The sequence below is a fragment of the Nonomuraea lactucae genome (assembly GCF_003313395.1).
GTDB lineage: Bacteria > Actinomycetota > Actinomycetes > Streptosporangiales > Streptosporangiaceae > Nonomuraea > Nonomuraea lactucae.
Window position 1 is genome coordinate 1 of sequence record NZ_QNFZ01000977.1, and the last position, 11,443, is coordinate 11,443.

Genomic DNA, 11,443 nt, shown 5'->3' on the forward strand with positions numbered 1-11,443 from the left:
GGCACGGGCGGGACGCGCCGCCGAGCCGGCCGCCCCCGGCCCCGCCGATCCGCTCACGACCGAGGAGATCCAGCGCGCCGCGGGCATCGCCACCGCGGGGATGCGCTCCCACCTCGCCGCCGGCCGGGCCGAGCTGCTCTACGTCGAGCGCGACGACGGCAAGGCGAGCGAAGACGACAGGCGGGCCGACGCCTACGTCTACGACTACTCCCGCGACGAGCTGACGGTCCGCACCGTCGACCTGGGCGAGGGCAGGGTGGTGCGCGAGGTGACGGACAAGGGGGTGCAGCCTCCCCCGTCCCGCCGGGAGGAGGCGCGAGCCGCCGAGCTGCTGCTCCGCGACCCGGAGCTGGGCGACGGGGTCCGGGCGGCCTACCGCAGGGCCGCCGGGCGGGAGCTGGGGTCGGCGGCCGACCTGACGCTGCGCGGGCTGATCTACACCGCGCCTCGCGGGAGCTGCGCGACGCACCGCTGCCTGCGCCTGTTCGTACGGCTGCCCGACGGCACGTTCCTCGACACCAGCCGCATCGTCGTCGACCTGTCCGCCAAGAAGGTTCACACCCTGGAGTGGTGACGTGTTCCTCCGACTCGCCCTCGCGGCCTTCGTGGCCGCAGCCGGTCACTCCGCCCCCGCGACGGTCGCGGCTCCGGCCGCCGCCGCGTGCGGCTCGCCGTACCTGATCGACCAGACGCTGCCGAACGGCGCGCGCTGGCAGATGTGCTGGGAGATGCGCACGATCGAGGGGCTGACCCTGCGCAAGGTCGTCTACACGCCCAACGGCGGCACCGCCACCAGCGTGCTGCGCAGCGCGGCGCTCGCGCAGATCCACGTGCCGTACGACAGCGGCGAGCCCCGCTACCACGACATCGGCTCCATGGGCGAGGCCGCCATCGCGCTCACCAGCGCCGACTGCCCCGGCGGCGAACGGCGCGGCGAGCGGGTGTGCGTGACCACGCGGGCCCGCGGCCACGCGCACCTCAAGGACGGCTACGGCGACCCGGCGCAGCGCAGGTCCAGGCAGGGACGCGAGCTGGTGGTCCTGGCGGCCTACCAGGTGGGCTGGTACACCTACGTCTCCGAGTGGCTGTTCGGCGACGACGGCTCCATCACGCCCCGCCTCGGCGCCACCGGGTCGCTGGCCGGCACGGTCACCACCCCGCAGCACGGCTGGCCGATCGGCGTCGGCCGCCGGCACTTCGAGGAGTCCCACAGCCACAACGTCTTCTGGCGGATGGACTTCGACGTGCACGGCGGGTCGCCGGACGTCGTGGAGCAGTACGATTTCGCGGGCGACCGGACGAAGAAGCGCAGCATGCTGCGCACCCCGTTCACCCGCGAGACCCGGGCGGTCAACCGGCGCACGCGCTGGTGGCGCGTGGTGGACCCGCAGGCGCTCAACGCCGACCGGCACGCGATGTCCTGGGAGATCAACAACTCCGACAGCGCCGAATACCGCGGCCCGTCCGACGAGGCGTTCACCCGGGCCGACCTCTACGTCACGCAGTACAAGGCGTGCGAGCGGCTGGCCACCCAGAACCCGGCGCCGCGCTGTCGCAAGTCGGTCGACAGGTACGCGGGCCGCGAACGCCTCACCGACCCCGTCCTGTGGGTGAACGTCGGCTTCCACCACGTCGCCAGGGACGAGGACGCCGACCCGATGCCCATCCACTGGCAGGGCTTCCGGATCACCCCGCGCGACGTGACCGCGAAGAACCCCACCCCATAACGGGACGGCCTCCCCCAAAAGCCCACAAGCGAATCCGACATAAACGTGAGATTCACAACTTCCGGTGATTGTCGCGGTGAAAGCGGGCAGTGCCTGGGATGGACGGTGGTCATAGGGCAGGGTTGGGAGCATGCCGATGAGGACAGAGCTCGACCGCCTCGCGGGCGGTGCGCACCACGATCCGCACTCGATACTCGGGGCGCACCCGGCCTCGGGGGGTGTGACGTTCCGGACGCTCCGCCCGCTCGCCGAGCGGGTGCGAGTGGTGCTGGAGGACGGCACCGCCCACGACATGAGACACCAGGCCCACGGGGTGTTCGAGGTGACGGTCCCGGGGCTCGACAAGGTGCCCGACTACACCCTGAGCGTCCAGTACCCCGGCGGCGAGCCGCACGAGGTGCGCGACCCCTACCGGCACTGGCCCACGCTGGGCGAGGTCGACCTGCACCTGATCGGCGAAGGGCGGCACGAGCGGCTCTGGGAGGTGCTGGGCGCGCGCGTGCTGCGCCACCAGGACGTCGATGGCACCGCCTTCGCCGTCTGGGCGCCGAACGCCCGCGGCATCCGGGTGGTCGGCGACTTCAACCACTGGGACGGCACCGCCTACCCGATGCGCTCGCTCGGCCGGTCGGGCGTGTGGGAGCTGTTCGTCCCCGGCATCGACGCCGGCGAGCGGTACAAGTACCAGATCCTGGGCGCCGACGGCGTGTGGCGCGACAAGGCCGACCCGATGGCCCGGCGCACGGAGGTGCCGCCGCAGACCGCCTCAATCGTCGAGCACTCCACGTACGAGTGGCAGGACGACGAGTGGATGGCCGCCCGCCGGGAGAAGACGCCGCAGAAGGCGCCGATGAGCGTCTACGAGGTGCACCTGGGGTCGTGGCGGCCCGGCCTGTCCTATCTGGAGCTGGCCGACCAGCTCGTGGAGTACGTGCGCGACATGGGGTTCACGCACGTGGAGCTGCTGCCGGTGGCCGAGCACCCGTTCGGCGGGTCGTGGGGCTACCAGGTGACCTCCTACTACGCGCCCACGGCCAGGTTCGGCACCCCCGACGAGTTCCGGCACCTGGTGGACCGGCTGCACCAGGCCGGCATCGGGGTGCTGCTCGACTGGGTGCCCGCGCACTTCCCGATGGACGACTGGGCGCTGGCTCGCTTCGACGGCACCCCGCTGTACGAGCACGCCGACCCGGCCCGCGGCGAGCACCCCGACTGGGGAACGTACGTCTTCGACTTCGGCCGCAGGGAGGTGCGCAACTTCCTGGTGGCCAACGCCGTCTACTGGCTGAAGGACTTCCACGTCGACGGGCTGCGCGTGGACGCGGTGGCCTCGATGCTCTACCTCGACTACTCGCGGCGCGAGGGCGAGTGGACGCCGAACGTCTACGGCGGCCGGGAGAACCTCGACGCCGTCGAGTTCCTGAAGGAGATGAACTCCGTCGTCTACCGGGAGGCTCCGGGCATCTCGACCGTGGCCGAGGAGTCGACCGCCTGGCCGGGCGTGTCGCGGCCGGTGCACCTCGGCGGGCTCGGGTTCGGCTTCAAGTGGAACATGGGCTGGATGCACGACACCCTCGCCTACCTCCAGCACGAGCCGGTCTTCCGGCAGTATCACCACCACCAGATGACATTCTCGCTCATCTACGCCTACTCCGAGAACTACGTGCTCCCCCTCTCCCACGACGAGGTCGTGCACGGCAAGGGCTCGCTGCTGGGCAAGATGCCGGGCGACGAGTGGCAGCGTTTCGCGCAGCTCAGGGCGCTACTGGCGTTCATGTGGGCGCATCCTGGCAAGCAGTTGCTGTTCATGGGCGGCGAGTTCGGCCAGGGATCGGAGTGGTCGGAGGAGCGCGGGCTCGACTGGTGGGTGCTGGAGTTCGACGGCCACCAGGGCGTGCAGAAGCTCGTCCGCGAGCTCAACCGGCGCTACCGCGACACCCCGGCGCTCTGGGAGCAGGACACGAACCCCGAGGGTTTCCGCTGGATCGACGCCGACGACGCCCCGGGCAACACGTTCTCGTTCCTCCGCTACGCGGCCGACGGATCGGCGCTGGCGTGCGTGGCCAACTTCAGCGGCTCACCGCACGAGGACTACCGGCTCGGCCTGCCGTACGGCGGGGAGTGGTCCGAGGTGATCAACACCGACGCCTACGACTACTGGGGCAGCGGGGTCGGCAACCTGGGTGGGGTCGAGGCGGTCGAGGAGGGGTGGCACGGCCTGCCGTACTCCACCAGGCTGCGGGTGCCGCCGCTCGGGACCGTGTGGCTGCTCAACGAGCATCCTGACGTCCCAGAGGACGACACGTGAAAGTTCGGTGAGAAAGGGACACCTGGGACTGTGCGCGCCGGGTGATTGATCCTAAACTTCGAAGATCACCCCGTCTTCGGAGGACGCGTGCGAGTTCGCCGGTTATTGGTGTGTTCGATCGTGCTGGCCGTGGTCACGGCCGCTCCCGCGGTTCCGGCGTTCGCCGACGAGCCCGCGCCGGCGGCGACCCCGGCTCCGGCTCCGACTTCGACTTCGGAGACACCCACACCGGACCCGTTCACACCGGACACACCCACACCGGAGACGCCTGCTCCGGAGACACCTGCGCCTGACGGGCCGCGGGAGAAGCTGGAGGACGGACTGGCCCTCGACGAGGGCCAGGTGCGCGCCATCGTCGAGCTGACCGACGCAGCGCAGAACGCGCCGGTGGCGAGCCAGGCCGCCGCGGAGAGCGTGGACGTCGTGGTCCAGCCGCGTACGCAGCCGTTCATGGTCGTGGAGGGCACCGCGGAGGAGCTGACCGCGCTGGCGGCGGACCCGCGGGTGTCCTCCATCCACCGCGACCGCGCCTATCCACCGACGCTGGCCTCCAGCCTCAAGCTGATCGGCGCCGACCAGGCGCACGCGAAGGGGTTCACGGGCGGCGGCCAGGCGGTGGCCGTTCTCGACACCGGGATCGACCGCGACCACCCCGCGTTCGCCGGCCGGATCGTCGCGGAGGCGTGCTTCTCGGCCGTGGACCAGGGTGTGGCGTCCCTCTGCCCCAACGGGCAGCCCACGCAGACCGGGCCGGGCGCGGCCGACGCCGCCACCGCCAAGTGCCTCGCGGGCGGCGTCAACCTGTGCGAGCACGGCACCCACGTCGCCGGCATCGCGGCGGGCGGCGAAGGCGTGGCGCCGGCGGCGGGGATCGTCGCCGTACAGGTGTTCAGCCGGGTCGACGACGAGAACATCTGTGGCGAGCCGTCGTGCCTGCTGGCCTACGAGTCGTCGCTCCGGCTGGCCATGGAGTACGTGGCCACGCTGTCGCAGCCGATCGCCGCGGTGAACCTCAGCCTCGGCGGCGCGCCGTCCGACACCTCCTGCGACGACAGCGAGGAGGGGCGCGCCTTCAAACCGGCCGTCGACACGCTGCTGGGGAAGGGCATCGCGACCGTGGTGGCCGCGGGCAACGAGTCGTTCGAGGGCGCCTCCTTCCCGGCGTGCGTCTCCTCGGCCGTGGCGGTCGGCGCGAACGACGACGCCGACGCCATCGCCGGCTTCTCCAACCGGGGGGCGCTGCTGGACCTGTTCGCCCCGGGGGTGGACGTCGAGTCGGCGGTGCCGGACAACGCCAAGGCCGTGCACAGCGGCACCTCCATGGCCGCGCCGCACGTGGCGGGCGCGCTGGCGCTGCTCAAGGCCCAGTCGCCGCAGGCTCCGATGGCTGAGCTGGTCGCGAAGCTGAAGGCGTCGGGCCGGCCGTACGCGTACGAGTCGAACGGCGCGCAGGTGACCACGCCCCGGCTGGACGTGCTCGCGGCGCTGACCGGCTCGGCGCCGCAGCCGTCGATCAGCCAGACCCCGGCCCCGGCCCCGGACCCCGACCCGTCGGACGGCGGCGGCCCTTCGCCCGCGCCGGAGGACCCGCCGGGCGACGGCCCAAGGCCCGACAACCCCGGCACCAGCCCGCACCCCACCCCCGTCCCGCTGCCGACGGTCACGGTGACGGTGACCGTCACCCCGACTCCCGCGACCGCGACCCCGACCCCGACCGCCGCGACGGTCTGCACCCGTGGCAGGACCGCCAAGCGCATGACGGCCCGGCAGTGGGCCGCGGAGGTCCACCGCGCCGGCGGGACGATCCCCGACGCGACCCTGACCTGCTACCTGAAGCTGGCGCAGAAGGCCAGCAAGGTCTTCCCCGAGCTGGCCAGAGCCTCGACCCTGGGCACGGCGTACCGGACCCTCAAGGCCACCAAGACCGCCAGGCAGCGCCTCGACGGCGCCCTGCTGGCGGGCTGGCTCAACTGGGCGCACGGAGCCAACGGCACGACGGCGCTGAAGAACGCGGAACGGGTCCGGCTGAGCCCCAGGACCACACCCGCCATGGCGCGGAAGGCAGCCAAGAGCCTGTCGTCCTGAATCCCGTCCCACTGGCGCACGCACCTATCCGGAACTGCGCATATCCGGATAACGATCCGTTTCAGCACTACGGGCGACATATATCCCTCTGTACACTCCTGCCTCGTAACTAAAGATCATATGGGGGACTTGATCCGGATATCCGGGCCAGGGCGGGCGAGCTGACGGGGGCTGACGGGGTTCACGGCAGGCCGCCGCTCCTGCCCGGCGTGCCGCGCCGTTCGGCGGTGCCCCGTCTCCCCTCAGTCCCGTCCGGTGACGGACGGGCACCCCCCTCGGAGGAGCAGTGAGATTACGTTCTCTGCTGGCCGGCGCCCTGGCGCTGGCCGCGACCTCGGCCGCGCTCATCGCGGCCCCGGCGGCCCAGGCCGCCAGTGCCAACGATCCCGACGTCAGCGCCCAGCTGGCCGCGGAGATCAAGAAGGAAGACAAAGTCCGCTCGATCGTCCAGCTGAAGTCACCCGCGAGCCTCCAGGCCGTGGCAGCGACGGCAGAGAGCGCGTCCAACGCCACCAAGGTCATCGAGAAGCCACAGGGGGCGAAGTTCTTCGTCGCCGAGCTCGACACCAAGACCCTGGACAGGCTCAAGACGGACGACCGCATCGCGGCGATCTACAAGGACGAGCTGAGAGCCGCGTCGCTTGACGTCAGCACGAAGCTGATCGGCGCCGACAAGGCCAACGAGGCCGGCTGGACCGGCAAGGGCACCGAGATCGCCATCCTGGACACGGGCATCGACCGCGACCATCCGTTCTTCGCGGGCCGGATCATGGAGGAGGCCTGTTTCTCGTCCAACGACCCCGAGTACGCCGCCAGCTCGCTCTGCCCGAACGGGCAGCCGAGCCAGATCGGCGGGGGCGCCGCGGACGCCGAGACCGCCAAGTGCGTGGTCGGCGGCGCGAACCAGTGCTACCACGGCACCCACGTGGCGGGCATCGCCGCGGGCAAGAAGGCCACGGGCTCGCCGTCCAGCGGGGTGGCCCCGGAGGCGGGCATCATCCCGATCCAGGTCTTCAGCCGGTTCGACAGCAACCCGATCTGCCAGCAGGCCGCGGGGCGGAACGCTCCTTGCTTCCTCAGCTTCACCTCCGACCAGTTGCTCGCGTTGCGGCATGTCGGCATGATCGCCGCGGCGCGTGACGTCGTGGCGGTCAACATGAGCCTCGGCTCGGGCCGGAACACCACCCACTGCGACACGGCTCCGGCCAACATCGCGACCAAGGAGCAGTTCGACCTTCTCGTCACGCTCGGCGTCGCGGCCGTCGTCGCCTCCGGCAACAACGGGTTCACGGACGCCGTCTCCTCTCCGGCCTGCGTCTCCAGCGCCGTCGCGGTCGGCGCGACCGACGACCGCGACGCGGTCGCGGGGTTCTCCAACCGGGGACGGCTGCTCGACCTGTTCGCACCCGGCGTGCAGATCAACTCCTCGATGCCGAACAACACCTTTGGCAACCTGAACGGCACGTCGATGGCCGCTCCCCACGTGGCCGGGGCGTTCGCGGTGATGAAGCAGGCGTACCCGGGCATGAGCGTCGCCCAGATCCTCGCCAAGCTCCAGGAGACCGGGAAGAGCATCACCTACGACGGGGTGACCACCAAGCGGATCGACCTGGCCAAGGCCACCCCGCCGAAGGCGACCCCGACGCCCACGCCCACACCCACGCCCACACCCACCGGGACTCCCGCGCCCACCGGGACTCCCACCCCCACCCCGACGAAGACGCCGACCGCTGAGCCCGGTCCCGAACTCATCGGCATCGACCCCGATCCCGAGCCGACGCCCGACACCTGCGCGCGGGGACGTGGCACCAAGGCGCTGACCTCGAAGGCCTGGGCCAGGGAGATGCTGAAGTCGAAGGGCGCCCTGTCCGACCGGACGCTCCTGTGCTACCTGTCGATCACGCAGAACGGCAGCGCGGTCTTTCCCGAGGTGACCGGCGCGGGGACCCTGTCCAGGGCGTACAAGGTGCTCAACCCCACGGGCAGGAGCGCCCAGGCGGTGCTGGACCGTGAGCTGCTGGCCGCCTGGCTGAACTACGCGCACGGCGTCCACAACGCCTCCTCCAAGGTCCACGGCGCCGCCACGCTCAAGCAGGTGCTCACCGTGGCCGAGAAGTACCGCGTCAAGGGCACCGCGGCGCAGCAGCTGAAGGCCGCCGCCTACCTCGGCAGGCACGTCAACAGGTAACCCCCGCAGTCTGGAGGGCCGGCTCCCGGTGAAGAGCCGGCCCTCGCCGTGCTCACCGACAAATCGCCGTAACGGAGCACTCCCGCCTCCCTTACATCAATAGCCCCAATAACTACACTTCAGCCGAGGAACATCCCCCACCCTCCGGAGTCACCGTTGAGGCTCATGTCCCTGCTGGCCGGCGCCGTCGCGCTCGCCGCCACCTCTGCCGGGCTCGTCGCCGCTCCCGCGCACGCGGATCCCGAGTCGAAGATCGATTCGGCGATCACTGCGTCGGGCGAGCACCGGGCCATCGTCCGCGTCCAGCGGCCCGCCCAGGTCCCGTCCGCGCTGTCCGCCGCTGAGGGGGTCAGGGAGGGCAGGAGGAACGTACGGGCCGCGCCGCCCGCCGAGGTGGCCGGGAAGCTCGACTTCTTCGTCTACCAGGGCACTCGGGACGAGCTGGCGAAGATCGCCGAGCGTTCGGACGTGGTCTCCATCCGCAAGGACGGGCTGAACGAGCCCACGCTGGCCGAGAGCGTCCCGCTGATCGGGGCCGACAGGGCGCACAGGCGGGGCGTCAGCGGCCGGGGCACCGCGGTCGCCGTCCTCGACACCGGCATCGACGACGACCACCCCGCCTTCGGCGGCCGGATCGTCGCTCAGGCGTGCTTCTCCGCGACGGAGCCCGCCGACAAGTCCACCTCGCTCTGCCCGAACGGCAGCCAGTTCCAGATCGGGACGGGCGCCGCGGACGCCGAGGCCGAGGCGTGCATGAAGGAGGCGCCCCAGCCGCAGTACGGCCTGTGCTACCACGGCACGCACGTCGCCGGCATCGCCGCCGGGCAGCGCACGCCTGAGTTCCCGGCCACCGGGGTGGCGCCCAAGGCCAAGATCATCCCGGTGCAGGTGTTCAGCCGGTTCGACGACTCGCCGTACTGCCCCGCCGGGCGCAGGGCGTGCATCCTTGCCTACGACTCCTCGATCTTGACCGGGATGGCCTACGCCGAACTGGTGGCCGAGCGGTACAACCTGGCGGCGGTCAACCTCAGCCTGGGCAGCGGCCGGCACACGGCGAACTGCGACACAGGCGAGGGCGCGGACTTCAAGGCCGCGGCCGACGCGCTGCTGGCCAAGAACGTCGCGACCGTGGTGGCCTCCGGCAACAACGGCTTCGACGCGGCCGTTTCCTGGCCGGCGTGCGTGTCCACCACGGTGAGCGTGGGCGCCACGGACAAGCAGGACGCGGTCGCCCCGTTCTCCAACCGGGGAGCGCTGCTCGACCTCTTCGCGCCGGGCGCGCAGATCAAGTCGTCGCTGACCGGCAACCTGTACGGCGTGCTGAACGGCACCTCGATGGCGGCCCCGCACGTCACGGGCGCCTTCGCCCTGCTGCACCAGGCCCGCAGGCGCGAGAGCCCGCAGGAGCTGCTGGACTCCCTGCGCCGCACCGGCAAGCCGATCGCCTACGCCAGCGCGGAAGGCGAGGTCACCACCCCGCGCGTGGACGTCTTCGCCGCCCTCCGCGACCGTCACTGATCACCTCTCCGGCAGGAGGATCGGTACTGACGTTCCTTCCGGCAGGAGTTGGTAGCCCATGACCGACTCCTGCCGCTTAGGGTGGCTTCTATGGACGCAGGCAAGGCGATCTTCGAGACCGTTGACAGGCTTCGCCAGCGGCGCACGGCCCCGCTGGTGCTGGAGCTCGACCTCACCGAGGGGCTCACCGAGGGACCGCCCAGCGACCCGCTCGCCGCGGTGCTGTCCATGCGCAAGCCCCGCCTGTCCGACGTGCTGGCCGGGCTCAAGCGGGGCCGCGCCGACTCCCGGGTCAAGGCGCTGGTCGTGAAGCTCGGCGGCCACCCGCTGGGGCTCGGCATGGTGCAGGAGCTGCGCGAGGCGGTCACCAGGTTCCGGGCCTCGGGCAGGCTCACGGTCGCGTTCGCCGAGACCTACGGCGAGTTCGGCAACGGCACCGTGCCCTACTACCTGGCCAGCGCGTTCGAGCGCGTCTACCTGCAGCCGAGCGGCGACGTGGGGCTGACCGGGGTGGCGCTGGAGCAGCGCTTCGTCAAGGGCGCCCTGTCCAAGCTGGGCGTCGGCTACGAGCTGGGCCAGCGCCACGAGTACAAGACCGCGGCCAACACGTTCACCCAGGACCACATGACCGAGCCGCACCGCGAGTCGGTGGAGCGCATCCTCGAGTCGGTCACGGAGCAGCTCGTCGCGGGCATCTCCGAGGCGCGCCGGCTCGACCCGGGCAAGGTCCGGGAGCTGATCGACCGCGGGCCGTTTCTCGGGGCCGAGGCGGTGGACGCCGGGCTCGTCGACCGGCTGGCCTACCGGGACGAGGTCTACGACGAGGTCAAGAAGGCCGCCGGGGAGGACTCCCACCTGCTGTTCGTCTCCAGGTACGTCAGGGCCGCCGCCGTGCGCAAGCTGCCGCATCCCACGGCCGACGGGATCGCGCTCGTGCACGGCAACGGGCCGATCAAGACGGGCCGGAGCGGGCGCAGCCCGCTCGGCGGGGGCGGCGCCATGGGCTCCGACACGGTCGGCGCGGCGCTGCGGGCCGCCAGGCGGGACGATCACGTCAAGGCCGTGGTGTTCCGGGTGGACAGCCCCGGCGGGTCGTACGTCGCCTCCGACACCATCTGGCGCGAGGTCGTGCTGACGCGCAAGGTCAAGCCGGTGATCGTGTCCATGGGAGACCTGGCCGCCTCGGGCGGCTACTTCGTGTCGATGGCCGCCGACGTGATCATCGCGCAGCCCGGCACGCTGACCGGCTCGATCGGCGTGTTCGGCGGCAAGCCGGTGCTCGCGGAACTGCTGGAGAAGATCGGGGTCAACTCCGAGCTGGTGGCCGCGGGGGCGAACGCCGGCATGTTCTCGACCACGCGCGGCTTCTCGCCGGAGCAGTGGGCACGGGTGAACGCCTGGCTGGACCGCATCTACGACGACTTCGTGGGCAAGGTGGCCGACTCGCGCGGCCTGACCAGGGACCGGGCCCACGAGCTGGCCCGCGGCCGGGTCTGGACCGGCGCGGACGCCCGCGAGGGCGGCCTGGTGGACGAGCTGGGCGGCCTGGAGGACGCGCTGGCGCTGGCCCGCAAGCGCGTCGGCCTGGCCGACGACGCGCCGGTGCGCACCTTCCCG

Annotated in this window: 7 protein-coding genes; all 7 read left to right on the forward strand. The window is 71.5% G+C overall.

What is annotated here, in order from left to right:
• On the forward strand, positions 1-574 hold a 574-nt coding region (locus tag DQW85_RS34660), incomplete at its 5' end, for a Tat pathway signal sequence domain protein (RefSeq protein WP_113703984.1).
• A 1-nt stretch (position 575) separates the two neighbouring features.
• Positions 576-1,727: a copper amine oxidase gene (locus tag DQW85_RS34665; protein ID WP_240197622.1), complete on the forward strand. Its 1,152-nt coding sequence runs from the start codon at positions 576-578 to the stop codon at positions 1,725-1,727.
• Between the two features lie 136 nt (positions 1,728-1,863).
• Complete coding sequence (gene glgB, locus DQW85_RS34670; RefSeq protein WP_113703985.1) at positions 1,864-4,035, forward strand: 1,4-alpha-glucan branching protein GlgB; 2,172 nt, start codon at positions 1,864-1,866, stop codon at positions 4,033-4,035.
• Between the two features lie 120 nt (positions 4,036-4,155).
• The gene (locus DQW85_RS47785) at positions 4,156-6,120 is read left to right on the forward strand and encodes a S8 family peptidase (protein ID WP_162795611.1); all 1,965 of its coding nucleotides are present in this window, start codon (positions 4,156-4,158) and stop codon (positions 6,118-6,120) included.
• Positions 6,121-6,406: 286 nt separating this feature from the next.
• Positions 6,407-8,308, forward strand: a complete 1,902-nt coding sequence (locus DQW85_RS34680; protein ID WP_113703987.1) for a S8 family peptidase — start codon at positions 6,407-6,409, stop codon at positions 8,306-8,308.
• A 165-nt stretch (positions 8,309-8,473) separates the two neighbouring features.
• Entirely contained in the window at positions 8,474-9,826 is a 1,353-nt protein-coding gene (locus DQW85_RS34685; RefSeq protein WP_113703988.1) for a S8 family peptidase, read from the forward strand.
• A 90-nt stretch (positions 9,827-9,916) separates the two neighbouring features.
• On the forward strand, positions 9,917-11,443 hold a 1,527-nt coding region (sppA, locus tag DQW85_RS34690), incomplete at its 3' end, for a signal peptide peptidase SppA (RefSeq protein ID WP_113703989.1).